Source organism: Pseudoxanthomonas sp. GW2 (assembly GCF_000283075.1).
Taxonomy (GTDB): Bacteria; Pseudomonadota; Gammaproteobacteria; order Xanthomonadales; family Xanthomonadaceae; genus Pseudoxanthomonas.
The window spans coordinates 1-24,040 of the sequence record NZ_ALIP01000040.1 but is presented as its reverse complement, the minus strand read 5'-3'; the positions used below and the strand labels follow the sequence as shown (position 1 = coordinate 24,040).

Sequence of the window (24,040 nt, the reverse complement as noted above, 5' to 3'; positions counted from 1 at the left end):
GCCGGGTGCGCCGGTGCCGCAGCGCGAGCCGACGCCGGAGCCGGTCGTGCCCGCTGCTCCCGCCACCGCGGCCACGGCGCCCGCCGCTACCGATGGCGCGGTGATCGCCGATGCCGAGGACTGGCTGCAGCGGGTCGCCAGCTGCAAGCTCGGCGGCCTCAGCGGCCCGGCGCTGCAGCTGGCCACCAATACCGCCTTCGTCAGCCACGCCAATGGCGTGCTGACCCTGGCCCTGGACCCGGGCTTCGAATACCTGCGCAGCGAGCGTTCGGTGAACGCGCTGGCCGAGGCCCTGGCCGGGCAGCTGGGCGGGGCGCCGAAGATCGTGATCCAGACCGGTCCGGCCCCGGCCGAGACCCTGCACCAGCGGCTGGACCGCGAGCGCGGCTCGCGCCAGGCCGCGGCCGAGGAGACCTTCCTCAACGACCCGACGGTACGCCGCCTGGTCGAACAGCACGGCGCCCGCGTGGTGCCGGACTCCATCCGACCCGTAGACGAGAATTGAACCGATGCGCGGCAATATCGCCCAGCTGATGCAACAGGCGCAGAAGATGCAGGAGAACCTGCAGCGCGCCCAGGAAGAACTGGCCAAGCTCGAGGTCACCGGCAGCGCCGGCGGCGGCATGGTCAGCGTGACCCTCACCGGCGTGAAGGAATGCCGCAAGGTGCGGATCGACCCCAGCCTGATGTCCGACCCGGAGATGGTCGAGGACCTGGTGGCCGCCGCCTTCAACGACGCCTCCAACAAGGTCGACGCCGAGTCCAAGGCGAAGATGGCCGCCGCCTCGGCGGGGCTGCCGTTGCCGCCGGGGATGAAGCTGCCGTTCTGAAGAGCGTGATTCGTTATGGTCATTCGTGATTCGCAAGAGCCAACGGCAACTGCAGTGCTCGCTTGATGTCACAGGCCGCCGGCGCCGCGTCCCGGAGCGTGGCGGGACCTTCGAATCCCCAATCACGAATTACTGATCACATGCTTCTAGAGGAACTCATCGAAGCCTTCCGCGTGCTGCCGGGCGTCGGCCGCAAGAGCGCCCAGCGCATGGCCTACCACGTGCTCGAGCGCGGGCGCGAGGGCGGGAAGCGGCTGGCGGCGGTGCTGGCCGAGGCGGTGGAGCGGATCGGCCATTGCACGCAGTGCCGGGACTTCAGCGAGGACGAGCTGTGCCCGGTGTGCGCCAGCAGCGCGCGCGACCGGCAGCAGCTGTGCGTGGTCGAGACCCCGGCCGACCGCATGGCGATCGAGACCGCCACCGGCTACCGCGGGCTTTATTTCGTGCTGCAGGGGCGGCTGTCGCCGCTGGACGGGATCGGCCCGCGCGAGCTGGGGCTGGACACGCTGGCCACGCGCCTGGCCGGCGGCGAGGTGGCGGAGATGATCATCGCCACCAGCGCCACGGTCGAGGGCGAGGCCACCGCGCATTACCTGGCGCAGCTGGCGCGCCAGCACGGCGTGCGCCCCAGCCGCCTGGCCCAGGGCCTGCCGCTGGGCGGCGAGCTGGAATACGTGGACCGCGGCACGCTCTCGCACGCCTTTGGCAGCCGCTCGGAAATGCCCTGAAGCCGCAGCGGCCCCTCCCGGGCGGACAGGGACCCCGGCTGCGGTAAGCTGCCTCGCCAGGCCCAACCGCATACGGACCATGAGCGACACCATCTTCGGCAAGATCATCCGCGGCGAAATCCCGGCGACCATCGTCTACGAGGACGAGGACATCCTCGGCTTCAAGGACATCGCGCCGCAGGCGCCGGTGCACGTGCTGTTCATCCCCAAGCACGAGGCGATCCCGACCCTGGACGACGCCCGTCCCGAACACGCCCAGCTGCTGGGCAGGCTGATGCTGGCCGCGGCCGAGTACGCGCGCCGCGAGGGCCTGGCCCGGGACGGCTACCGGGTGGTGATGAACTGCCGCGAGCACGCGGGGCAGACCGTGTTCCACGTCCACCTGCACCTGCTGGCGGGCGCGCCGCTGGGCCGCTTCGGCAGCTGAGCGGCGGCAGACTTCCGCCGCGCATGCCACAAACGAAGACGCCGCCCATCGGGCGGCGTCTTCGCATTGGCCCGGGGAAGGCCGGCGCGGCTTACCACCACCAGCCCCAGGGGCCGCGGCGGTACGGGCCCCAGTACGGACCCCAGTACGGTCCCGGCGGCGGGACCACCACCTCGACCTCGCGCACTTCCGGCCACAGGTAGACCACGTCGGCGGCCAGCCTGGGCAGCTTGTAGTCGTACTCGCCGATGCGCACGGTATCGGTGCCCTCGACCTGGCCGACGAAGGTCACCTCGCGGCCCGGGGTGAACACGGCCGGATCGTAGAAGCCGGCGCGGCAGGCGACGAAGCGGCCCTGGGTGGCGTCGCTGGCGTTGCGCTGCGGGCGGCCGCTGCTGTTGAGCGGCATGGCCACCATCTGGAAGCAGGTGCGGTCCTGCTTGGGCTGGGTCTCGACGATGCGCCCGCCCCAGCGCACCGGGCTGGCGGCGGGCACGCTGCCGGCGGCCTGTTGCGGGGTGAGCTGCGGGAAGCTGCCCTGCAGCGGCTTGGGCGCGGTGGCGCACGCGGCCAGCAGCGACAGGCTGGCGGCCGCGGCAAGGATTCGGGTGGTGTTGCGCAAGGTCATCTCAACCTCCGGAAGGATCAGGGGCGATGCCTCCGCAGGTCGCGGACCAGCTGGTGCATTTCCCCCTTGGGCACCGGAGCGTAGCGCGAATCGGCGAAACGTTGGCTGAGTGCAACCAGTTCCGCGCCCGATTGCGGCCGCGCCGCGGCCACCCGCTGCGCCCAGGCCAGGGCCGGTTCGTGCGTGGCGCGGCCCAGCCCCAGGCGCGCATAGCGCCGGCCCAGGCGGTGCCAGGCGCGCAGCAGCGGGTCGCGCCCGCGTTCGGCGCGCGCCAGCCACCAGGCCATCGCCGCCAGCGCCAGCGCGGCCAGCGCGGCGAACGCCAGCAGCAGCTGCTCCGGTTCCAGCCGCTGCAGGCCCAGCGGCCGCAGCAGGGCCTGCTGGCGCTGGGCATTGAAGCCCAGGACCAGGTCGTTCCAGCCGCGCCGCAGCCAGTCGCTGAGGTGGCCGACGTTGTGCAGGCGCAGCGCGCGCAGGCCGGCGCCGGCGTCCTGCATCGCGCGGCGCTGCTCCAGGGTGTCGTAGACCCGCTCGGGGGCGACCGCGGCGGTGGGGTCGACGCGGGTCCAGCCGCGGCCTTCCAGCCATACCTCGACCCAGGCGTGGGCGTCCATGCGCCGCACGATCCAGTAGTCCGCGAACGGGTTGCGGTAGCCGCCGGCGTAGCCGATCACCACCCGGGCCGGCACGCCGGCGGCGCGCATCAGGATGGCGAAGGAGGAACTGAACTGTTCGCAATAGCCCTGGCGCAGTTCGAACAGGAACTGGTCGGCGGCGTCGCGTGCCGGCAGCGGCACCTCCAGGGTGTAGCCGAATTCGGCGCGGATCCAGTCCAGGGCGCGTTGCACGATCGCCACATCGTCGTCGCCGGCTTCCGCGCGCCAGTGCCAGGCCAGTTCGCGGGTGCGCGGGTCGCGCCCGGGCGGCAGCGCCAGGGCCAGGGCGCGCACGCGCGGATGCAGCTGCAGGTCGCGCTGGCGTGCCGGCGCCGAGCGCAGGTGCCAGCGGCTCAGCGACGCCAGCGGGCGGTCGCTGGCCAGGGTGTGGTCGAAGCCCAGCTGCGCGCCGTCCGGGGCATGCAGCGGCAGGTCCAGCGCCACCAGCTGGCGGCGGGCGGGGGGTTCCATCTCCAGCTCGTACGCCCACGTATCGCCTCCGGCCGGCTGCAGCGCGGGCGGTGGCAGCAGGTCCAGGCCCGGCTCGCGGGTCCAGGCGCGGCCGTCGTAGTTCCACAGCACCGTGCCGCGCCAGTACAGCTGCTCCGGCGCCGGCGGCAGGGTGTCGAAGCGCACCCGCAGCGCCGGGGTGTCATCGGCCATGAAGTCGATCCAGGTGCCCGGCTCCATGCGATCGGCCAGGCCGGGGCGGGCGACCGCGCGCTCGGGCACGCCCCACAGCGGCGTGGCCAGGCGCGGGAACAGCCAGAACGCGGCCAGCGCCAGGGGCAGGCCGATGGCGACCAGCCGCCCCATCACCCGCAAGCGCTCGCGCAGGGGCAGCGGGGTGGCCTGGTTCTCCACGTCGGCCAGGCGCTGCAGCGCCAGCAGCGCGCTGAGCACCGCGGCCAGGCCCAGCAGCATCGACAGCGGGCCCTGGTCGAGCAGGAACGCGGCGAACGGGGCGAACAGCGAGAAGCCCAGCAGGCTGCGCGCGTCGCGCAGGTGGTGGGACTCGCCCGGCTTGATCGCCAGCATCGCCGCCAGCAGGGCGCAGCCGGTGTCGCGGCCCAGGCGTGGACCCATCATCGCCAGCACCAGGGCAAGCATGGCCAGGGCCAGCAGCAGGCGCAGCCACGCCGGCAGGGGACGGGCCCAGGAGGCATAGGTCACCACCGCTGCGGCGCCGGCGAACCCCACCGCCAGGCCCGGCGGCAGGAGCAGCAGCAGCGGCAGCAGGGCCAGGCCGGCGGTGGCCACCGTCCAGGCGCGGGTGGAGGAGGGCAGCAGCGGGGCGTCGGCGCGGCTCATGCGGCGCCGTCCGGCAGCAGGGCCAGCGCCCGCAGGCAGGCGTGGCGGTGTTCGGGGCCCTGGCCGGGGCCGATGTCGTCCTGCGCCGGCAGGCGCAGGCGGTAGCGACGGCCTTCGCGTTCGGCCTGGTCGACCCAGGCGGCCAGGCGGCTGATCCGCGCCTCCACCGCCAGCGCCGGCAGGTCGCGCCAGTCCAGCACCAGCTCGCGGCCTTCGGTGCGTTCGAACTCGCGCACCACCAGGGCATCGCGGCGCGCGCTGTGCTTCCAGGCGATGGTGCGCGGCGGGTCGCCGGGGCGGTAGGCGCGCAGCTGGTGCGGTTCCTCGCCCAGCGGGTCGGGGCGGCCGCGGCCGAGGCTGCCGGCGCTGTCCGGCAGCGGCGGCGGGCTCGGTTCCGGGCGCGGGTAGACCAGCAGCGGCTGGCGTGGCCAGACCCGCGACCACGCCCGCACCAGGCCCAGTGGCTGGGTGGTCGACAGGCGGATGCGGCCCGGCGCCAGCCAGCCCCGGCGCCGGGTGGGCAGGGGCAGTACCAGTTCGGCCGAGCCGTTGGCCGGCACCGCGGCCCAGGCCTGGGCACCGTCGAGGTCGGCGCGCAGGCCGCGCCGCGCACGCCCGTCGCGGCTGGCCAGGGACAGGCGCAGGGCCAGCGGCTGGCCGGCCTGCACCGGTTCGGCGGAGGCCGCCTCCACCCGCAGCCCGGACAGCTGCAGATGGGTGGCGATCAGGCTGGCCAGCCCGGAGGCGCCCAGCAGCAGCGCCAGCAGCAGGGCCGGGTTGTTGTTGTAGTTGAGTGCGCCCACCAGCATCACCAGGACCAGGGCGGCGTAGAACAGGCCGAAGCCGGTGGGCAGCACGTAGACCCGGCGGCGGTCGATCAGCGCCGGCAGCGGCTCCGGCGCGCGCGGACGCTCCAGCGCGGCGGCCAGCGCCCGCATGCGCGCGCCCCAGCCCCGCAGGCGTTCCATCAGTCCACCGGCACCGCGTGCAGCACCGCCTTGGCCAAGGCCGCGCCCTGGTCGGCCTCGGCTTCCGGCACCAGGCGGTGGCCGGCGACCGGGATGAAGAGTGCCTGCACGTCCTCCGGCAGCACGTGGCCGCGCCCCAGCAGCAGGGCCCAGGCGCGCGCGGCGCGCAGCAGGGCCAGGCCGGCGCGCGGGGACAGGCCGACGCGCACGCCGGGGTGGCGGCGGCTGCGCGCGAGCAGGGCCTGGACGTAGTCGACCAGGGCCTCGCTGGCATGCACCCGGGCCGCGGCCTCGCGCAGCGCCGGGACCTCGCCTTCGCCCAGCACCGGCGCGGCCTGGGCGATCAGCTCGCGGCGGTCGGCGCCGGTGAGCAGGGCGCGCTCGGCCTCGGCGCCGGGATAGCCCAGCGAGAAGCGCAGCAGGAAGCGGTCCAGCTGCGAGTCGGGCAGGGGGAAGGTGCCGGACAGGTCGACCGGGTTCTGGGTGGCGATCACGAAGAACGGGTCGGGCAGGCGGTGGGTGGTGCCGTCCAGGGTGACCTGCTGCTCGGCCATCGCCTCCAGCAGCGCGCTCTGGGTGCGCGGCGGGGCGCGGTTGATCTCGTCGGCCAGCAGCACCTGGGTGAACACCGGGCCGGGATGGAACTGGAACTGGCGCGCACTGGCGTCGTATACCGATACGCCCAGCACGTCCGCCGGCAGCAGGTCGGAGGTGAACTGCACGCGCTGGAACGACAGGCCCACGGTGGCCGCCAGCGCATGCGCCAGGGTGGTCTTGCCCAGGCCCGGCAGGTCCTCGATCAGGACGTGGCCGCCGGCCAGCAGCGCCACCAGGGCCAGGCGTACCTCGTGCGCCTTGCCGAGGACCATGGCATTGACCTGTTCCTGCGCACGGGCGAGGGCGTCGGCCAGCGGGTCGGGTAGGATCAGTGACTGTCTTTCCCTGGAGTTCGCCATCGCATGCCTGCGTTACCGGATCGGCCTGGAGTGTACCGGGTATGCAGGACGGGCTAGGCGCGCGGCGCGCCTTCGTCCTGCTGTGGGCGGCGGCGTGCGTGCTGAAGCTGGTGGTGGCCGCAAGGCTGCCGCTGTTCGTGGACGAGGCCTTCTACTGGCAGGAAGGCCGCCACCTGGCCCCGGCCTATTCCGACCTGCCGGGCATGACCGCGTGGCTGGCCCGGCTCGGCACCGAGTTCGGCGGCGACCACCTGCTGGCGCTGCGCATGCCGTTCCTGCTGGTGGGCGCGTTCGTGCCGTGGTGGGTGGCGCGGATCGGCCGGCGCTGGTTCGGCGACCGCCTGGGCTGGCATGCCGGCAGCCTGGCGGTGCTGATGCCGCTGTCCGGCACGCTCGGGCTGCTGGCCCTGCCGGACGTGCCGCTGGCCCTGGCCACGGTGCTGTGCCTGCACGCCGGCACCCACCTCACCCGCCAGGTGAGCGCGCTGGCGGTGCTGGAACTGGGCATCGGCCTGGCCCTGGGCGCGCTGAGCCATTACCGCTTCGCCGGGGTGATGGTGGCCGGCGCGGCGGCCATGCTGGTCCTGCCGCAGGGCCGGCGCCTGCTGGAGGATCCGCGGGTGCTGCTGGCCCTGGCGGTGGGCCTGCTGGCGTGGGCGCCGCTGCTGATGTGGAACCTGGACCACGGCGATGCCGGCGTGCGCTTCCAGTTCGTGGACCGGCACCCGTGGGCGCTGCATGCCGGCGGCCTGGCGTTCCTGCCGGTGCAGGCGGCGATGGTCACCCCGCTGCTGCTGGCGGCGATGCTGCGCGGCGCATGGCATTGCGCGCGGCCGCTGCGCGCGCTGCGGCCGCCGTGGCGCTTCCTCGGCCTGTTCGGCGGGCTGGTGGCCGGCGGCTTCTTCCTGCTGGGGTTCTTCACCGATGCCGAGCGGGTCAGCTTCCACTGGCCGCTGCCGGCCTGGCTGGCATTGCTGCCGCTGGCGGCGCTGCTGCTGCAGGGCTGGCCGCGGCACTGGCGCCGCGCGGCCTGGGCCACGACCGCGGCCGGCGCGGTGCTGGCGTTCGCCTGGCTGCTGGCGGTGTCGATCCCGGCGGTGCGCGCGGAACTGGCCGGCAGCAAGCACTATCCGCGCAACTTCGCCGGCTGGGACGCGCTGGCGGCGGAAGTGCGCGGCGCGCTGGCCGACATGCCCGACGGCACGGTGCTGGTGGGCGACAGCTTCAAGGTCGGCGCGCAGCTGGGCTTCGCCATGGGCGATCCGGACATCCGCGTGCTGCCGCACCCGCTCAACGCCCACCACGGCCGCTCGCCGCAGCTGGCGCTGTGGGGCCTGCTGGTGGACCAGCCGCTGGACTCGGACGTGCTGCTGGTGGCCGCCGCCAGCGACGTGCCGTTCAAGAACACGCTGCAGTACTACCAGTCGCTGTGCGACTGGCTGGGGCCGCTGCCGCCGCCGCAGGTGCTGGCGGTCGACAACCTCGCCCAGCGCTTCCTGCTGTTCCGGCTGCCGCCCGGCCGCGCCGAGGGCCAGTGCACCTTGCCGGCGCTGGCCTGGATGGACGCGCCGGCGGCTGGCGCGGTCCTGGACTGCGCGTACGAGGCCAGCGGCTGGGCGTTCAAGGACGGGGTCGGCGTGGAGGCGGTGGAACTGCTGCTGGACGGGCGCGTGCTGGCGCGCGCCGACTATGGCCGACCGGCGCCGCAGGTGGCCGAGTACTGGCGCAACAGCACCGACCCCACCCATCCGGACGTGGGCTTCGTCGCCCGCGGCCGGCTGCCGGACTGGGTGCGCCCCGGGCGCCATCGCCTGGCGCTGCGCGTGCACGGACGCGACGGCAGCGTCGAGGACGGCTGGATGCAACTCGTGCGCACGCCGCGCTGCGCGGCCGGCGGCTGAGCGGGCTTCAGGGCAGGGCGTAGCCGGCCTGGCGCAGCAGGCCGGACAGGGCGATCAGCGGCAGGCCGACGAGGCCGGTGGGGTCGGTCGATTCGATCGCCTCGAACAGGGTGATGCCCAGGCCTTCGCACTTGAAGCTGCCGGCGCAGTCGAACGGCTGCTCGGCGTCGACGTAGCGCTCGATCTCCGCGCGCCCAAGCGGGCGGAAATGGACCCGGGTCAGGTCGGTGGCGGCGAAGCTGCCACCCGGGCCCTGCACGCACACCGCGGTGTGGAAGCGCACCACGCGTCCGCCCATCGCCGCCAGCTGCGCGATCGCGGCCTCGCGACCGCCGGGCTTGCCGAGGATGCGGCCGTCCAGCTCGGCGGCCTGGTCCGAGCCGACCACCCAGTCGCCCGGGCGCGCGGCCGCCACCGCGCCGGCCTTGGCGGCCGCCAGCCGGCGCACCAGCGGCGCCACTTCCTCGCCCGGCAGCGGGGTCTCGTCAACCTCCGGGCGCGCGCATTCGAAGGGCAGGCGCAGGCGTTGCAGCAGTTCGCGGCGGTAGGGGGAGGTCGAGGCGAGGACGAGCATGGCCGGTTCGTGGGAAAATGGCGCGCCAGTCTCCCGCGTCGCGCGCCCACCGGCAAACGTTCATGGCGCGGGTTTGACAGGGGGCGGGGCGGTCCTTAACATTCAGCGGCTTATGTCCGCTGGTGTGCCCGCAGTGCAGGTCCCCGAAACGCTGGACGCCTGGAGGATGGTCGCCACGCGGCGGCAGTTCGAGGGGCGGGTGGCGCTTTCGGCGCTGCCGCGCCTGCAGGGCAGCCTCGCCGACACCGAGGGCGAATGCAGCTTCACGCTGGAGTTCGGCCAGGACGCGTTGCAGGTGCCGTTCATCGAGCTGGCGCTGGAGGCCGGCCTGCCGCTGGTATGCCAGCGCAGCCTGGAGCGCTTCGTGTTCCCGGTGAAGGCGGTGCAGCGCCTGGGGCTGATCCGCGACGAGGCCCAGGAGGCGGCGTTGCCGCCGGGGTACGAGCCGCTGCTGGTGCCGGAGGATGGCATCCTGCGGCCGCTGGACCTGGTGGAGGACGAACTGGTGCTGGCGCTGCCGGTGGTCCCGGTCTCGCCGGATAGCGAGCCGGTCGACCGGACCTGGTCGGCCAGCGAGGAAGAACAGCAGGCGGCCAGCCCGTTCGCGGCGCTGGCGGCCCTGAAAAAGAAGTAGTACGGCCGCGCCGCCGCGCAAAGGCGCCCTGGAACGGCACCGGCGGGTGGCTTCGAGGCTTTACAGAACACGCAATTCAACCGAGTTTGGAGCAATCCCATGGCTGTGCAGAAATCCCGTGTCACCCCGTCCCGCCGTGGCCAGCGTCGTTCGCATGACGCGCTGACCGCCAAGCAGCTGTCGACCGACCCGACCACCGGCGAGATCCACCTGCGCCACCACGTGACCGCCGACGGCTACTACCGCGGCAAGAAGGTCATCGCCACCAAGAACGTGGTCGAGGAAGACTGAGACCCCCATTCGGGCGGACGCGTCGCGCCCGCCCGGTTTGCGGCCAATCTCCGGCTCCCGCGGGAGCCTTCCCTGCGGGAGTACGCATGAGCGAGCGGATCTATTCGCGCATCGCCGGAACCGGCAGCTACCTGCCGGAGAAGGTGGTTACCAATGACGACCTGGCCAAGGTGGTCGACACCAGCGACGAGTGGATCCGTACGCGGACCGGCATCCGCGAGCGCCGGGTGGCGGCCGAGGGCCAGACCACCAGCGACATGGCCTACCAGGCCGCGCTGAAGGCGATCGAGGCCGCCGGCATGGAGGCCTCCGAGATCGACCTGATCGTGGTCGGCACCACCACGCCGGACGTGATCTTCCCGTCCACCGCGTGCCTGGTGCAGCAGAAGCTGGGCATCGCCGGTTGCCCGGCGTTCGACGTCAATGCCGCCTGCTCGGGCTTCGTGTTCGCCCTGAGCGTGGCCGACAAGTTCATCCGTTCCGGCGCGGCGCGCACCGCGCTGGTGATCGGTGCAGAGACCCTTACCCGCATCGTCGACTGGACCGACCGCACCACCTGCGTGCTGTTCGGCGACGGTGCCGGCGCGGTCGTGCTCAAGGCCGACAGCGAGACCGGCATCCTCTCCACCCACCTGCACGCCGACGGCAGCAAGCGCGAGCTGCTGCACTGCCCGGCGGGCGTGTCCAGCGGCTTCGACGCCGGCGCCACCAATGCCGGCGTGCGCATCCTCATGGCCGGCAACGAGGTGTTCAAGCACGCGGTCAAGGCGCTGGACGGCGTGGTCGACGAGACCCTGGAGGCCAACGGCCTGGGCCGCGGCGACCTGGACTGGCTGATCCCGCACCAGGCCAACCTGCGCATCATCGAGGCCACCGCCAAGCGCCTGGAGATGCCGATGGACCGCGTGGTCGTCACCGTCGACCGCCACGGCAATACCTCCGCCGGCTCGGTGCCGCTGGCGCTGGACGAGGCGGTGCGCTCCGGCCGGGTGCAGCGCGGCCAGCTGCTGCTGCTGGAAGCGTTCGGCGGCGGTTTCACCTGGGGCTCGGCGCTGCTGCGCTACTGAGCCTGGCACCACGTCCAGCGAACCGGAAAGGCCGCCACCGTGCGGCCTTTCCGCGTTTCCGGGCAGTCCCGGGCGCGTTCGCCGCGGCCTGCACATACGCGGTCGTACAGACAAACGGCGCGTTGCGCCCGTATCATCGCCGTCCTTCTTCGAACTGCGACAGCACGTGACCCAAGCTACGCTTGCCTTTGTCTTCCCCGGCCAGGGTTCCCAGTCCGTCGGCATGCTCGCCGAACTGGCGGCGGCGCACCCGCAGGTGCGCGAGGCCTTCGCCGAGGCCTCCGAAGGCGCCGGCGTCGACCTGTGGAAGCTCTCGCAGGAGGGCCCGGAAGAGCAGCTCAACCGCACCGAGTTCACCCAGCCGGCGCTGCTGGCCGCGGGCGTGGCGGCTTGGCGCGCGTGGCAGGCCCAGGGCGGCGCACAGCCGGCGCTGCTGGCCGGCCACAGCCTCGGCGAGTACACCGCGCTGGTGGCCGCCGGCGCGCTGTCGCTGCACGACGGCGCGCGCCTGGTGCGCCTGCGTGGCCAGCTGATGCAGGAGGCCGCGCCCGCCGGCAGCGGTGCGATGGCCGCGGTGCTGGGCGCCGAGGACGCGGTGGTGGAGGAGGTCTGCACCCAGGCCTCGTCCAGCGGGATCGTGGTCCCGGCCAACTACAACTCGCCCGGCCAGATCGTGATCGGCGGCGACGCGGCCGCGGTCGACGCGGCGCTGGCGCTGCTGGCCGAGCGCGGCGTGCGCAAGGCGCTCAAGCTGGCGGTGAGCGTGCCCTCGCATACCCCGCTGATGCGCCAGGCGGCCGACCGCCTTGGCGAGGCGATGGCGCAGTTGCAGTGGCAGGCACCGGCCCTGCCGGTGGTGCAGAACGTGGACGCGCAGGTGCACGAGGGCGTGGACGCGATCCGCGACGCCCTGGTGCGCCAGCTCTACCTGCCGGTACGCTGGACCGGCTGCGTGCAGGCGCTGGCTTCGCGTGGCGCCACCCGCATCGCCGAGTGCGGCCCGGGCAAGGTCCTGGCCGGCCTGGTGAAGCGCATCGACAAGTCGCTGGACGCGCGCGCCATCGGCGCGGCGGCCGACTTCGACGCGGCGCTGGCCGACTGGCGCTGACATCCACGCGGCCGCGCCGCGGCCGTCCTAGCTGAAGATTCAAGAGGTCGACATGAGCAACCTGCCCCTGAGCGGCGAGATCGCCCTGGTTACCGGCGCCAGCCGCGGCATCGGCGCGGCCATCGCCGACGAGCTGGCCGCGCGCGGTGCCACCGTGGTCGGCACCGCCACCAGCGATGCCGGCGCGCAGGCGATCGGCGAGCGCCTGGCGGGCAAGGGCGGCCACGGCCGCCGGCTCGACGTCACCGAGCCCGGCGCCATCGAGGCGCTGGTCGACGCGATCGCCAAGGAGTTCGGCCCGGTCTCGATCCTGGTCAACAACGCCGGCATCACCCGCGACAACCTGCTCATGCGGATGAAGGACGAGGACTGGCAGGCCATCCTCGACACCAACCTCACCAGCGTCTACCGCAGCTGCAAGGCGGTGATGCGCGGGATGATGAAGGCGCGCAAGGGCCGCATCGTCAACATCGCCTCGGTGATCGGCGCCACCGGCAACGCCGGCCAGGCCAACTACGCCGCGGCCAAGGCCGGCATCATCGCCTTCAGCAAGTCGCTGGCCAAGGAGATCGGCAGCCGCGGCGTGACCGTGAACGTGGTTGCCCCGGGCTTCATCGACACCGACATGACCCGCGACCTGCCGGCGGACGCCAAGGAGGCGATGCTCGGCCAGATCGCGCTGGGCCGCCTCGGCGAACCGGCGGACATCGCCCGCGCCGTGGCCTTCCTCGCCGGCCCGGACGCCGGCTACATCACCGGCGAGACCCTGCACGTGAACGGCGGCATGTACATGGCCTGACACCGGCCCGCAGCTGCCAAACAAGACCCCAAAAGCCGCGCAAGCTTCTGAATGGCCTGCATTTTCCCGCGGGTGCCAGTGGCCCCGGCTTTTGACTACACTATCCGCCTTGTGGATCAGTGAAACCCGGGCCGCGCATCCTCGCGCCGGTTCGACCAACAACCACTCCGCCTGGAGCAGCAAACCCATGAGCACCATCGAAGAGCGCGTCAAGAAAATCGTCGTCGAACAGCTCGGCGTCAAGGAAGAGGAAGTGACCAACAGCGCATCGTTCGTCGACGACCTGGGCGCCGACTCGCTCGACACCGTCGAGCTGGTGATGGCCCTGGAAGAGGAGTTCGAGTGCGAGATCCCGGACGAAGAGGCCGAGAAGATCACCTCCGTCCAGCAGGCGATCGATTACATCAAGGCCCACGTCAAGAGCTGACGCGCGCCGTGCCCGCGGACCCGCGTGGTCCGCGGCGACCACATTCCGACGGGGCCGCTGCATGCGGCCCCGTGCATGTCCGGCGGAAACCCGCCGGCATGCGCAATCCCGCACCGAGAAGCAGCAGGAGCCGCCAATGAGTCAGCGTCGCGTCGTCGTCACCGGCATGGGCATGGTCTCGCCGCTGGGCAACGACCTGGCCAGCAGCTGGGATGGCATCGTCAACGGCCGGTCGGGCATCGGCCCGGTCACGCATTTCGATGCGAGCGCCTACGCCACCCGCATCGCCGGCGAGATCCGCGATTTCGATCCCACCGCGTTCCTGCCGCCGAAGGACGCCAAGAAGATGGAGCCGTTCATCCATTACGGACTGGCGGCTGCGTTCATGGCCCTGGACGACTCCGGCCTGGAGATCACCGAGGCCAACGCCGAGCGCGTGGGCGCGATCATCGGTTCGGGCATCGGCGGCATCCTCGGCATCGAGGAGCAGACCGCCAAGTACCTCGAGGGCGGCCCGCGCAAGATCTCGCCGTTCTACGTGCCCAGCACCATCATCAACATGCTGCCGGGCCAGCTGAGCATCATCCGCGGGCTGAAGGGGCCGAACTTCTCGGCCGTCTCCGCCTGCGCCACTTCCAACCATTCCATCGGCACGGCGATGCGCCTGATCCAGCACGGCGACGCCGACGTGATGGTGGCCGGCGGCGCCGAGCGCGGCTCCTCGCCGACCTCGATGGGCGGCTTCTGCTCGATGAAGGCCATGTCCACCCGCAACGACGAGCCCGAGCGCGCCTCGCGCCCGTGGGACGCCGAGCGCGACGGCTTCGTCCTGGGCGACGGCGCCGGCATCCTGGTGCTGGAGGAGTACGAGCACGCCAAGGCACGCGGCGCGCGCATCTACGCCGAGCTGCTGGGCTTCGGCGCCAGTGCCGACGCCAACCACATGACCGCCCCCAGCGAGGACGGCGACGGCGCCGCGCGCTGCATGCTGGCCGCGCTGCGCGACGCGAAGATCGATCCGGCGAAGGTCGACTACCTCAACGCGCACGGCACCTCGACCCCGCTGGGCGACCTGGCCGAGACCCTGGCGATCAAGCGCGCCTTTGGCGACCACGCCTACAAGATGATGGTCAGCTCGACCAAGTCGATGACCGGCCACCTGCTGGGCGCCGCCGGCGGCGTGGAGGCGATCTTCTCGGTGCTGGCCATCCACCACGGCATCGTGCCGCCGACCATCAACCTGGAGAACCCGGGCGAGGGCTGCGACCTGGACTACGTGCCCAACGTGGCGCGCCAGGCCAGGGTCGACGTGGCCGTGTCCAACGGCTTCGGTTTCGGCGGCACCAACGGCACCCTGGTCTTCGGCCGCATCTGATGGCTACGGCGCCGGCCGCGGCCGGCGCCCGCCACTGCAACGGCATCCGCCGCCGGGGCCGCCCATCCCATGCTCCAGCCCTTCGCGCTTCCGGCGTCGGTCGACCTGCTGGCCCTGCACCGGCAGGCGCCGTCGCGCTATCCGCTGCTGCTCGAGTCCGTCGCCTCCGGCACCGCCCAGGGGCGCTGGGACCTGCTGCTGGTGGCCGACGGCCGCGGCCTGCGCCTGGATGCCGACGGCACCACCCGCGATCTCGACGGTGCGGAGCACGCCGGTACCTTCCTGCAGGCGCTCGATGCCTGGTGGCGGCGCGAGGATGCCGGCATCGCCGATCCGCGCTGGCCGTTCGCAGGCGGCTGGGCCCTGCTGCTGGACTACGAACTGGCCGCCCAGGTCGAACCGGTGTTGCAGCTGCCGCAGCGCCAGGACGGGCGCCCGCCGGCGCTGGCCCTGCGCTGTCCGGCCGCGGTGCTGCGCGACCGCGCCAGCGGGCAGTGCGTGGCCATCGCCGAGCCGGGGCAGGGGCACCTGCTCGGGGTGCTGCGCGCCGACCTGGAGGCCAGCGCCGCGCTGCCGCCGCTGCCGGCGTGGCAGCCGCCGGCGGAAATCGGCGAGGACGAACCGCAGCGCTTCCTCGACGGCGTGGCGCGCGTGCTCGACTACCTGCGCGCCGGCGACGTGTTCCAGGTCAACCTCTCGCGCGGCTGGCAGGCGCGCTTCGACGCGCCGCTGGATCCGGCCGCGCTGTACGCACGCCTGCGCCAGGCCAACCCGGCGCCGTTCGCCGGCCTGTTCGCCGGAGAGGGCTGGGCGGTGGCCAGCTCCTCGCCGGAGCGGCTGGTGGCGGTGCACGGGCGCACGGTGCAGACCCGGCCGATCGCCGGCACCCGCCCGCGCTTTCCTGGCGACGACGATGCCGCGCGCATCCGCGAGCTGGTCGGCCATCCCAAGGAGCGCGCCGAGCACGTGATGCTGATCGACCTGGAGCGCAACGACCTCGGTCGCGTGTGCACGCCCGGCAGCGTCGAGGTCGACGAACTGATGACGGTGGAGAGCTACGCCCACGTCCACCACATCGTCAGCAACGTGCGCGGCCAGCTGCGCCCCGGCGCCACCCCGGGCGAGGTGATCGCCGCGGTGTTCCCCGGCGGCACCATCACCGGCTGCCCCAAGGTGCGCTGCATGCAGATCATCGCCGAGCTGGAGCAGGTACCGCGCGGTGCCTATACCGGCGCCTTCGGCTGGCTGGGCCGCAACGGCGACATGGACCTCAACATCCTGATCCGCAGCGCGGAAGTGCGGGGCGACACCGCCAGCTTCCGCACCGGCGCGGGCATCGTGGTCGACTCGGTTCCCGGCCGCGAGCTGGACGAGACCCGGGCCAAGGCGCGCGGCCTGCTGCGCGCGCTGGTGCCGGAGGCGTGAACCGCGCGCGGGGGCGGCGGGCGGCACGTGCGGCGCGGTATCCTGAGCGACCTTCCTGGGAACGAGGTGGCCGTGGCCGGCGGATGTAGGCGTGCAATCGGGATTTCGCTGGGCGTGCTGTTGGCCGTGCTGCTGCTGGCCGGCGGCGTGGCGGCCTGGGGCTGGACCCACTACCAGCGCTTCGCCGACGCTCCGGCCTGGACCGGCGAACCGGCCAGCGTGCGCATCGAGCGCGGCGACGGCCTGCGCACGGTGCTGGCGCGCCTGCGCCAGGCCGGCGTGGTGGCCGGGCACGACCTGGAGTGGCGCCTGCTGGCCCGGGAACTGGACGCCGCCGGCCGGCTGAAGGTCGGCGAGTACGCGCTGGAGCCGGGCATCACCCCGCGCGAGCTGCTGCGGCGGATGCGCGATGGCCGCGTCATCCACTACCGCGTCACCATCGTCGAGGGCTGGAACTTCCGCCAGCTGCGCGCCGCGCTGGCCGCGGCCGAGCCGCTGCTGCACGAGGCCACCGACCTGGACGACGCCGCGCTGATGGCGGCGCTGGGCCATCCCGGCCAGCACCCGGAAGGGCGTTTCCTGCCGGAGACCTACCTGTACCAGCGCGGCGACAGCGACCTGGACATCCTGCGCCGTGCCTACGCGGCGATGGAGCAGGCCCTGGCCGAGGCCTGGGCGAACCGCGCGCCGGACACGCCGCTGCGTTCGCCGGAGGAGGCCCTGATCCTGGCCTCGATCGTGGAGAAGGAAACCGGCCAGGCGCACGAGCGCCCGCAGATCGCCGGCGTGTTCTCGCGCCGGCTGCAGAAGGGCATGCTGCTGCAGACCGACCCGACCGTGATCTACGGCATGGGCAGCGCCTACGACGGCAACATCCGCAAGCGCGACCTGGCCACCGACACCCCGTACAACACCTATACCCGCCCGGGCCTGCCGCCGACCCCGATCGCCATGCCCGGCCGCGCCGCGCTCCACGCGGCGGTGAACCCGGCGCCCGGCGACGCGCTGTACTTCGTCTCGCGCAACGACGGCTCGCACGTGTTCTCGGCCACCTACGCCGAGCACAACCGCGCGGTGGATTGCTACCAGCGCCGGCGCAACTGCCCGCCGCGCGCCGAAGCGGAGCCGCAGCAGTGAGCCAGGCATTGCCCATGCATCCGCGCCTGGTCAGCCTCGAGGGCGGCGAGGGCGCCGGCAAGAGCACCGCGCTGGCGGCGGTGCGCGACCTGCTGCTGTCGCGCGGCCACGAGGTGGTGCTGACCCGCGAGCCGGGCGGCACGCCGCTGGCCGAGCGCATCCGCGAGCTGCTGCTGGCGCGCTCGGCGCCCGGCCAGGACGTGGCCGAGCCGCTGCACCCGCAGACCGAGCTGCTGCTGATGTTCGCCGCCCGTGCCCAGCACGTGGCCGAGGTGGTGCGTCCGGCACTGGAGCGCGGTGCGTTCGTGGTCAGCGACCGCTTCACCGATTCCAGCTACGCCTACCAGGGCGCCGGCCGCGGCCTGGACCCGGCCTGGATCGGCGACCTGGAACGGCGCACCGTCGGCCTGCGCCCCGCCCTGACCCTGCTGCTGGACCTGGACGTGCGCGAGGGCCGCGCCCGCACCAGCGGCCGCGACCTGTGGCCGGACCGGATCGAGAGCGAGCAGGACGAATTCTTCGAGCGCGTGCGCCGCGGCTTCCGCCAGCGCGCAGGGGCCGAGCCGGAGCGCTTCGCCCTGATCGACGCGGCGCAGCCGCCGCAGGCGGTGGGCCGCGACGTCGCCGCGGCGGTGGCGGCGTGGCTGGACCGGCGGGAGGGCGCATGAGCCCGGACGGTTTCGCGCCCTGGCAGCAGCGCCTGTACGAGCAGGCGGCCGCGGCGGTGGACGCCGGGCGCCTGGGCCACGCACTGCTGCTGTGTGGCCCGGCCGGGCTGGGCAAGCGCGCGGTGATCGAGGCGCTGGCGCAGTACGTGCTGTGTGAGGCGCGCGCCGGCGGCCGGGCCTGCGGCCGCTGCCGCAGCTGCGAGCTGTTCGCCACCCGTACCCAGCGCGATCCGGTGGAAACCCGCCCGGACGGTTCCCTGGCCCAGCCCGACGGCCACAGCGCGCACCCGGACCTGATCTTCGTCGGCTACGAGTGGCGGCTGAAGCCGTCGCCGCCGCGCATGCGCACCGAGATCGTGATCGAGCAGATGCGCCAGCTGTCCGAGCGGCTGGAGGTCTCGGCCACGTTCAGTTCGCGGGTGGCGGTGGTCGAGCCGGCCGACGCGGTCAACTACAGCGCCTGGAACGCGATCCTCAAGACCCTCGAGGAGCCGCTGCCGGGGCGCTACCTATGGCTGGTCACGGCCAGTCCGGCGCGCCTGCCGGCCACCATCCGCAGCCGCTGCCAGCGCCTGGAGATGCGCCTGCCGCCGCGTGCCGAGGCGCTGGCCTGGCTGCAGGCGCGCGGCCACGCCCAGGCGGCCGCGGGCGTGGCGCTGGACGCCGCGCGCGGCCACCCGGGGCTGGCGGCCAGCTGGCTGGAAGGCGATGGCCTGGCCCTGCGCAAGGAAGTCGCGGCCGACCTGGCCGCGATCGGCGGCGGCCGCGCCGATCCGCTGGAGGTGGCGCAGCGCTGGGGCGCGGACGAGCGTGGCGAGGAACGCCTGCGCCACGCCGCGGAACACGCGGTGGGCGAGGCCGCTTCCGGCTTGACCGATCCAGCCCGATTGCACAAGCTGGCGGAGTGGTTCGACCGCGCCAACCGTGCCCGCGAACTGCTGCGCAGCACGGTGCGGGCGGACCTGGTGATGGCGGACCTGCTGCTCGGCTGGCGCGACCTGGCACGCAGCACGAAGACCTAGCCGGCGCGAGTAAAGGGGAATGATCCAATGAGTGCTGCAAGCGGACGCCAGGGCATCCTGTCGCTGGCGGTCAAGGACAAGGCCGGCCTGTACGGGGCGTACATGCCCTACGTGCGCAACGGCGGCATCTTCGTGCCCACGCCCAAGCGCTACTTCCTCGGCGACGAGGTGTTCCTGCTGCTGACCCTGCCCGATTCCAGCGAGCGCCTGCCGATCGCCGGCAAGGTGGTCTGGGTCACGCCGGCCGGCGCCCAGGGCAACCGCGTCGCCGGCATCGGCGTGCAGTTCCCGGAAGGCACCGACGGGGAGGCGGTCAAGAACCGGATCGAGACCCTGCTCGCCGGCACCCTCAACGGCGACAAGCCCACCCACACCATGTGACCTGCCCGGCGGGGGCGTCCCCCGCTGCATGCGGACGCGGGCAGGCCGGACAACCCCAGGGGGTACATATGCCCGAAACCCGACTCCACGTGCGCAAGTCCCTCCTGGCCGCGCTGCTGGGCGCGGCCTCGCTGGCCGCGGTCGCGGCCGAGCCGCCGGTGCCGTTGCGCATGCGCCTGCAGGGCCCCGCGCTGCAGATGGACGTATCGCCGCGGCTGGGCGGGCGCATCCTGCACCTGTCGCTGCCCGGCGCGCCCAACCTGCTGCTGGAGGGCCCGGCGGTGCAGGCCGAGCCGGACCCGCAGGTGCGCGCCGACGGCGACAACATCCCCTACCTGGGCCACGAGGTCTGGGTCGGGCCGCAGTCGGAGTGGTGGACGCACCAGGCCCTCAACCCGGCGCGGCGCAAGGCCGGCGCGATCTGGCCGCCGGATCCGTGGCTGGCGCATGCCCCGGCGAAGGTGCTGGAGCAGGGCGATGCCCGCCTGGTGGTGGAGGGCGTGGCCAGCCCGGTCAGCGGCGTGCAGCTGACCCAGTCGTTCAACCTCGCCCACGACCGCGCCGAGCTGGTGGTGGACATGCGCAACATCCGCAAGGAACCGGTGGCGCGCGACATCTGGTTCAACTCGCGGGTGCCGCCGCAGACGCGGGTGTACGTGCCGGTGGCCGCCGATGGCAGCGGCGTGCGCGTGCGCTCGGATACCGACGGCGGCTACGACGCCTTGGTGAGCCGCAGCGACGACGGCCTGTTCTCGCTGGAGCTGCTGCCGCCGGGCGAGGGCCTGCTGGGCCGCCGCGGCAAGGTGTTCATCCAGCCGCAGGCCGGCTGGATCGCCGGCTTCAACGCCGGGCAGGCCTTCGTGATCCATTTCGAGAAACAGCCGCTGGAACGGATCCACCCCGAGCAGGGCCAGGTCGAGCTGTACCTGGACTGGCGCCCGGACCCGGCCTATCCGAGCCTGATGGAGCTGGAGGTGCACGCGCCCTACGTGGCCCTGGAGCCGGGGCAATCCACCAGCGCGCGGCAGTGGTGGATCGTGCGCCGTTACGACGGGCCGGACCGCCGCGACGCCCAGGTCGCGTTCCTGCGGCGGATGCTGGACGAAGCCGGGATCGAATAGGCCGCCCGGAGCGGTGCCGGGCATGGAAACGGGACGGGGCGGCCATGGGCCGCCCGGTCCTGTCTTCCGGGGGCCGGCCACGCCGGTGCGCGGGCGCCGGCGCGGCAGGGCCGCCGCTTATGCCGGCGGCTGGCGCAGCAGCGGGCTGTCCCAGCCCGGGCGCGGGGCGAAGCGCTCGCCGTGGCGTGCCTGCAGGGCCTTGAGCTTCTCCAGCAGGACGTCGGCGCCGGTGGCGCGGATGTGCTGGATCGGGCCGCCGCGGAACGGCGCGAAGCCGGTGCCGAAGATCACGCCGGCATCCAGCAGGTCGGCATCGTCGACCACGCCGTCGTGCAGGCAGGCCACCGCCTCGTTGAGTAGCGGCAGGACCAGGCGGTCCTCCAGGTCGTCCGGGGCCTTGTAGCCCTGCGGCACTTCCGGCTTGACCGGCTTGCTGCCCTTCTCGGTCTTCTCCCACTTGTACAGCCCCTGGCCGTCCTTCTTGCCGCGCTTGCCCGGCTCGACCGTGGACAGCGCCTCCGGCAGCGACAGGCCGAGGAACGGCGACAGCTCGGCGCCCACGCCCTGGGCCACGTCCAGGCCGACGGTGTCGATCAGCTCGATCGGGCCCATCGGCATGCCGAACTTCACCGCGGCCTTGTCGATCACCGCGCCGGGGATGCCCTCGGCATAGGCGTGCGCGGCCTCGAGCATGTACGGGAACAGCACGCGGTTGACCAGGAAGCCCGGGGTGCCGGCCACCGGCACCGGGAACTTGTCCAGCGCCTTGCAGAACGCCGCCAGGCGCTGCTCGGTGGCCGGATCCAGCGCGGCATGGCGGACGATCTCGACCAGCGGCATCTGCGCCACCGGGTTGAAGTAGTGCAGGCCGGCGAACTGCGCCGGGCGCGCGATGTGGCCGCGCAGCTCGTCCAGCGGGATCGAGGAGGTGTTGGTGACCAGCAGCGCGTCCGGCTTCATCCGCGGCTCCAGCGACTGGTACAGCTCGCGCTTGGCGTCGGGGTTCTCGATGATCGCCTCGATCACCAGGTCGGCCTTCGCCACGCCGTCGCCGGCCAGGTCGCCCTGCAGGCGCGCGGCGACCTCGGCGCGCCTGGCCGCGTCCTTGACCCGCTTGCCGAACAGCTCCTGCGCGCGGGACAGGGCACCGTCGATGAAGCGCTGCTCGCGGTCCTGCAGGGTGACGCTGAAGCCCTTGTAGGCCGCCCAGGCGGCGATGTCGCCACCCATCACGCCGGCGCCGACCACGTGCACGTGGGCGATGCCATGCTCCTTGCCGCCCAGGCCCTTGAGCCGCTCGCTGAGGAAGAAGATCCGGATCAGGTTGCGCGCGGTCGGGCTGGCGGCCAGCTTGACCACGGCCTTGCGTTCGGCGTCCAGGCGGGCCTGGATGCCGGCGCCGCCGCTGCGCTCCCAGGTGCTGATCAGGGCGTAAGGGGCCGGGTAGTGCTCCTTGCGCGCCTTGCGCGCGACCTGCTTGGCCATCTGCGGGGCCAGGATCTTGCGCGCCAGCCAGGTATTGGTGGCCCAGCCCTTGAAGCGCTGGCCGAACGGACGCTCCAGGCCCTTGAGCGCCAGCGCGGCGGCCACGTCCTCCAGCACCGCCGGCTCGGCCAGCTTGTCGACCAGGCCGATGTTGCGCGCGGCCTTGGCGGCCAGGCGGCGGCCGGTGAGCATCATGTCCATCGCCGCCGGGGCGCCGACCAGGCGCGGCAGGCGGGCGCTGCCGCCCCAGCCCGGGAAGATGCCCAGCTGGGTTTCCGGCAGGCCGATGCGGGTGGACGGATCATTGCTGGCCACGCGGTAGTCGCAGGCCAGCGCCAGTTCGGTGCCGCCGCCCATGCAGAAGCCGTGGATCGCGGCCACGGTCGGGCAGGGCAGTTCGGCGATCTTCTGGAACACGGCCTGGCCGCGGCGGATCGCGTCGTTGACCGTGCCCTTGCGGTCGAATTCCTGGAACTCCTTCAGGTCGGCGCCGGCGATGAAGCCGTTGGCCTTGCCCGAACGGAACACCACGCCCCTGGGCGGGTCGATCGCCAGGCGCTCGACGATGTCGCCCAGTTCGATCAGGACGTCCTGCGAGAGCGCGTTGACCGCCGCGTCGGCCCGGTCCAGCGCCAGTACCACGACTCCGTCGTCGCGCCTGGCGGCTTGCCAGTGGCTGAATCGGAGTCCGTCGAGGCCTGGGAGCATGGGTGCACCATCCGGTTGTGTATGGAAGGGGCGGCTATCATCCCGAGGTTGTTTCCGCCGCGTCAAATCCCATAACAGGAGAAGGCGCGCGCGGCCGGCGGGCGGCCTGCGCGACGGTAAGCGGCGGGCGGTTAAGTTCCTGCATGGGCGGACGGCAGCACGTCACAATGTGGAGATCCGGAAGCGGTCCGCGCCAGGCCGCTGAACTTTTCCCGGCAACGGCGGTCACAGGGCACGGCTCGGCCGCGCCGACAGGAGTACGGCCCGGCATGGCCGAAGGAACGCAAAAGGATTCACCCCAGGACCTGGACCTCGAACTGGTCCGTCGCGTGCAGCGTGGCGAGACGGCCGCGTTCGACCTGCTGGTGCGCAAGTACCAGCACCGGATCGTCGCCCTGATCGGCCGCTACGTGCCGGACTGGAGCGAGTGCCAGGACGTCGCCCAGGACACCTTCGTCCGCGCCTTCCGCGCGATCGGGAACTTCCGCGGCGACGCCCAGTTCTATACGTGGCTGCACCGGATCGCAGTGAACACCGCCAAGAACCACCTGGTCGCCCACAACCGGCGCCCGCCGACGGACGACATCGACGCCAGCGACGCCGAGCAGTACGACGTCGGCACCCGCCTGCGCGACACCGACACCCCCGAGCGCGAGGCCATGCGCGAGGAGCTGGAGCGCACGGTGATGAAGGCGGTGGACGCGCTGCCGGAGGAACTGCGGACCGCCATCACCCTGCGCGAGGTGGACGGCCTGAGCTACGAGGAGATCGCGCAGAAGATGGGTTGCCCGATCGGCACGGTCCGCTCGCGCATCTTCCGTGCCCGGGAAGCGATCGATGCCGAACTTCGGCCGCTGCTCGAGGTCCAAAGCGCTACCCGCGAACGAAACAGAACATGAGCCAGGACATCCGCCCCCGCAACGACGCCCCCGGCGTCGACCGGCTTGAACTCCACTATCGCCAGCAGCTTTCAGCGCTGGTCGACGGCGCGCTGGCCCCGGACGAGGCCCGCTTCCTGCTGCGCCGGCTGGAGCACGACCGCGAACTGGCCGACAGCTACGAACGCTGGCAGCTGTACGGGCAGGTGATGCGCGGCCGGCTCGGGCGCATGGCTGCCCCCGGCTTCGCCGAGGCGGTGGCCCTGGCCGTGCGCGAGGACGCGGCGGCGGTGGCCGCCACCGGCACCCGCGGCGGCGCGCGCCACGGCTGGATGCGCTGGGGCGGCGGCGCCGCGACGCTGGCGGCCTCGGTCGCGGTGGTGGCCCTGTTCATGGGCCAGGCCCGCGATCCGGGCGCGCTGCCGGCGGCGTCCGCGCCGACCGTGGCCAGCACGCCGGAACTGCCGGCAGCGCCGGTAGTCGCCGAGGCGGCCCCGGCCGCCCGGGATGCCACTCCGGAGGATGCGCCGGCGAC

The 24,040-nt window shown here is 72.9% G+C and carries 26 protein-coding genes; 20 read left to right on the top strand and 6 right to left on the bottom strand.

What is annotated here, in order from left to right; all coding sequences use genetic code 11:
- The 4 genes from B351_RS0103405 to B351_RS0103390 all read left to right on the top strand — a co-directional run.
- A partial coding sequence (locus B351_RS0103405) for a DNA polymerase III subunit gamma/tau C-terminal domain-containing protein (protein ID WP_019397651.1) occupies window positions 1–505 on the top strand: 505 nt, incomplete at its 5' end.
- A gap of 4 nt (window positions 506–509) precedes the next feature.
- Window positions 510–830 (top strand): YbaB/EbfC family nucleoid-associated protein, encoded by a 321-nt coding sequence (locus B351_RS0103400; protein WP_019397650.1) that lies wholly within the window; start codon window positions 510–512, stop codon window positions 828–830.
- A 140-nt stretch (window positions 831–970) separates the two neighbouring features.
- On the top strand, window positions 971–1,558 hold the full coding sequence (gene recR / locus B351_RS0103395; RefSeq protein WP_019397649.1) for a recombination mediator RecR: 588 nt from the start codon (window positions 971–973) through the stop codon (window positions 1,556–1,558).
- Between the two features lie 79 nt (window positions 1,559–1,637).
- Window positions 1,638–1,985 (top strand): histidine triad nucleotide-binding protein, encoded by a 348-nt coding sequence (locus B351_RS0103390; protein ID WP_019397648.1) that lies wholly within the window; start codon window positions 1,638–1,640, stop codon window positions 1,983–1,985.
- A 91-nt stretch (window positions 1,986–2,076) separates the two neighbouring features.
- On the opposite strand, the gene B351_RS0103385 is transcribed toward B351_RS0103390, so the two are convergent.
- Genes B351_RS0103385 through B351_RS0103370 form a run of 4 tightly spaced genes read right to left on the bottom strand, consistent with a single transcriptional unit; the run spans window position 2,077 to window position 6,504 of the window.
- Window positions 2,077–2,613, bottom strand: coding sequence for a Slp family lipoprotein (locus B351_RS0103385; protein WP_019397647.1), 537 nt, complete (start codon window positions 2,611–2,613; stop codon window positions 2,077–2,079).
- Window positions 2,614–2,630: 17 nt separating this feature from the next.
- Complete coding sequence (locus B351_RS0103380) at window positions 2,631–4,580, bottom strand: DUF3488 and transglutaminase-like domain-containing protein (protein WP_019397646.1); 1,950 nt, start codon at window positions 4,578–4,580, stop codon at window positions 2,631–2,633.
- Complete coding sequence (locus tag B351_RS0103375) at window positions 4,577–5,548, bottom strand: DUF58 domain-containing protein (protein ID WP_019397645.1); 972 nt, start codon at window positions 5,546–5,548, stop codon at window positions 4,577–4,579. Before B351_RS0103375 ends, B351_RS0103380 begins: the two co-directional genes overlap by 4 nt.
- A complete protein-coding gene (locus B351_RS0103370; RefSeq protein ID WP_039730808.1) occupies window positions 5,548–6,504 on the bottom strand; it encodes a MoxR family ATPase in 957 nt (318 codons plus the stop codon). Before B351_RS0103370 ends, B351_RS0103375 begins: the two co-directional genes overlap by 1 nt.
- A 41-nt stretch (window positions 6,505–6,545) precedes the next feature.
- On the opposite strand from B351_RS0103370, the gene B351_RS0103365 reads away from it, so the two are divergent.
- Window positions 6,546–8,405, top strand: coding sequence for a glycosyltransferase family 39 protein (locus tag B351_RS0103365; protein WP_019397643.1), 1,860 nt, complete (start codon window positions 6,546–6,548; stop codon window positions 8,403–8,405).
- Between the two features lie 7 nt (window positions 8,406–8,412).
- Here B351_RS0103365 and B351_RS0103360 read toward each other — a convergent pair whose 3' ends face one another.
- Entirely contained in the window at window positions 8,413–8,979 is a 567-nt protein-coding gene (locus B351_RS0103360; RefSeq protein ID WP_019397642.1) for a nucleoside triphosphate pyrophosphatase, read from the bottom strand.
- Between the two features lie 112 nt (window positions 8,980–9,091).
- Between B351_RS0103360 and B351_RS0103355 the strand changes: the two genes are divergently transcribed.
- The 13 genes from B351_RS0103355 to B351_RS0103295 all read left to right on the top strand — a co-directional run bounded on the left by B351_RS0103355 (window position 9,092) and on the right by B351_RS0103295 (window position 20,434).
- On the top strand, window positions 9,092–9,613 hold the full coding sequence (locus B351_RS0103355; RefSeq protein ID WP_039730807.1) for a YceD family protein: 522 nt from the start codon (window positions 9,092–9,094) through the stop codon (window positions 9,611–9,613).
- Between the two features lie 99 nt (window positions 9,614–9,712).
- Window positions 9,713–9,904: a 50S ribosomal protein L32 gene (gene rpmF / locus B351_RS0103350; RefSeq protein ID WP_019397640.1), complete on the top strand. Its 192-nt coding sequence runs from the start codon at window positions 9,713–9,715 to the stop codon at window positions 9,902–9,904.
- A gap of 86 nt (window positions 9,905–9,990) precedes the next feature.
- Entirely contained in the window at window positions 9,991–10,971 is a 981-nt protein-coding gene (locus tag B351_RS0103345; protein WP_019397639.1) for a beta-ketoacyl-ACP synthase III, read from the top strand.
- 166 nt (window positions 10,972–11,137) lie between these two features.
- Entirely contained in the window at window positions 11,138–12,079 is a 942-nt protein-coding gene (gene fabD / locus B351_RS0103340; RefSeq protein ID WP_026010299.1) for an ACP S-malonyltransferase, read from the top strand.
- Between the two features lie 52 nt (window positions 12,080–12,131).
- Window positions 12,132–12,878: a 3-oxoacyl-ACP reductase FabG gene (fabG, locus tag B351_RS0103335; protein ID WP_019397637.1), complete on the top strand. Its 747-nt coding sequence runs from the start codon at window positions 12,132–12,134 to the stop codon at window positions 12,876–12,878.
- Between the two features lie 187 nt (window positions 12,879–13,065).
- Window positions 13,066–13,305, top strand: a complete 240-nt coding sequence (gene acpP, locus B351_RS0103330; RefSeq protein WP_013535667.1) for an acyl carrier protein — start codon at window positions 13,066–13,068, stop codon at window positions 13,303–13,305.
- A gap of 136 nt (window positions 13,306–13,441) precedes the next feature.
- Window positions 13,442–14,680, top strand: a complete 1,239-nt coding sequence (fabF, locus tag B351_RS0103325) for a beta-ketoacyl-ACP synthase II (RefSeq protein ID WP_083852382.1) — start codon at window positions 13,442–13,444, stop codon at window positions 14,678–14,680.
- Window positions 14,681–14,749: 69 nt separating this feature from the next.
- Complete coding sequence (locus tag B351_RS0103320) at window positions 14,750–16,105, top strand: aminodeoxychorismate synthase component I (RefSeq protein WP_019397635.1); 1,356 nt, start codon at window positions 14,750–14,752, stop codon at window positions 16,103–16,105.
- A 66-nt stretch (window positions 16,106–16,171) separates the two neighbouring features.
- Window positions 16,172–17,242 carry an endolytic transglycosylase MltG gene (mltG, locus tag B351_RS0103315; protein ID WP_407059576.1) on the top strand — a complete coding sequence of 357 codons (1,071 nt, stop codon included), beginning with the start codon at window positions 16,172–16,174 and terminating at the stop codon, window positions 17,240–17,242.
- On the top strand, window positions 17,239–17,910 hold the full coding sequence (tmk, locus tag B351_RS0103310; RefSeq protein WP_026010297.1) for a dTMP kinase: 672 nt from the start codon (window positions 17,239–17,241) through the stop codon (window positions 17,908–17,910). The genes mltG and tmk overlap by 4 nt, the downstream gene beginning before the upstream one ends.
- Window positions 17,907–18,932 carry a DNA polymerase III subunit delta' gene (locus B351_RS0103305; protein WP_019397632.1) on the top strand — a complete coding sequence of 342 codons (1,026 nt, stop codon included), beginning with the start codon at window positions 17,907–17,909 and terminating at the stop codon, window positions 18,930–18,932. Before tmk ends, B351_RS0103305 begins: the two co-directional genes overlap by 4 nt.
- A 27-nt stretch (window positions 18,933–18,959) precedes the next feature.
- Window positions 18,960–19,313: a PilZ domain-containing protein gene (locus B351_RS0103300; protein WP_019397631.1), complete on the top strand. Its 354-nt coding sequence runs from the start codon at window positions 18,960–18,962 to the stop codon at window positions 19,311–19,313.
- A gap of 89 nt (window positions 19,314–19,402) precedes the next feature.
- Window positions 19,403–20,434 (top strand): DUF4380 domain-containing protein, encoded by a 1,032-nt coding sequence (locus tag B351_RS0103295; protein ID WP_019397630.1) that lies wholly within the window; start codon window positions 19,403–19,405, stop codon window positions 20,432–20,434.
- 117 nt (window positions 20,435–20,551) lie between these two features.
- Here B351_RS0103295 and B351_RS0103290 read toward each other — a convergent pair whose 3' ends face one another.
- The gene (locus tag B351_RS0103290) at window positions 20,552–22,627 is read right to left on the bottom strand and encodes a 3-hydroxyacyl-CoA dehydrogenase NAD-binding domain-containing protein (RefSeq protein WP_026010295.1); all 2,076 of its coding nucleotides are present in this window, start codon (window positions 22,625–22,627) and stop codon (window positions 20,552–20,554) included.
- A gap of 269 nt (window positions 22,628–22,896) precedes the next feature.
- Here B351_RS0103290 and rpoE point away from each other — a divergent pair, with 269 nt between their 5' ends.
- On the top strand, window positions 22,897–23,526 hold the full coding sequence (gene rpoE / locus B351_RS0103285; protein ID WP_026010294.1) for an RNA polymerase sigma factor RpoE: 630 nt from the start codon (window positions 22,897–22,899) through the stop codon (window positions 23,524–23,526).
- Window positions 23,523–24,040, top strand: a 518-nt coding sequence (locus B351_RS0103280; protein WP_019397627.1) for a sigma-E factor negative regulatory protein, incomplete at its 3' end; no start/stop codon positions are given. The genes rpoE and B351_RS0103280, both read left to right, overlap by 4 nt.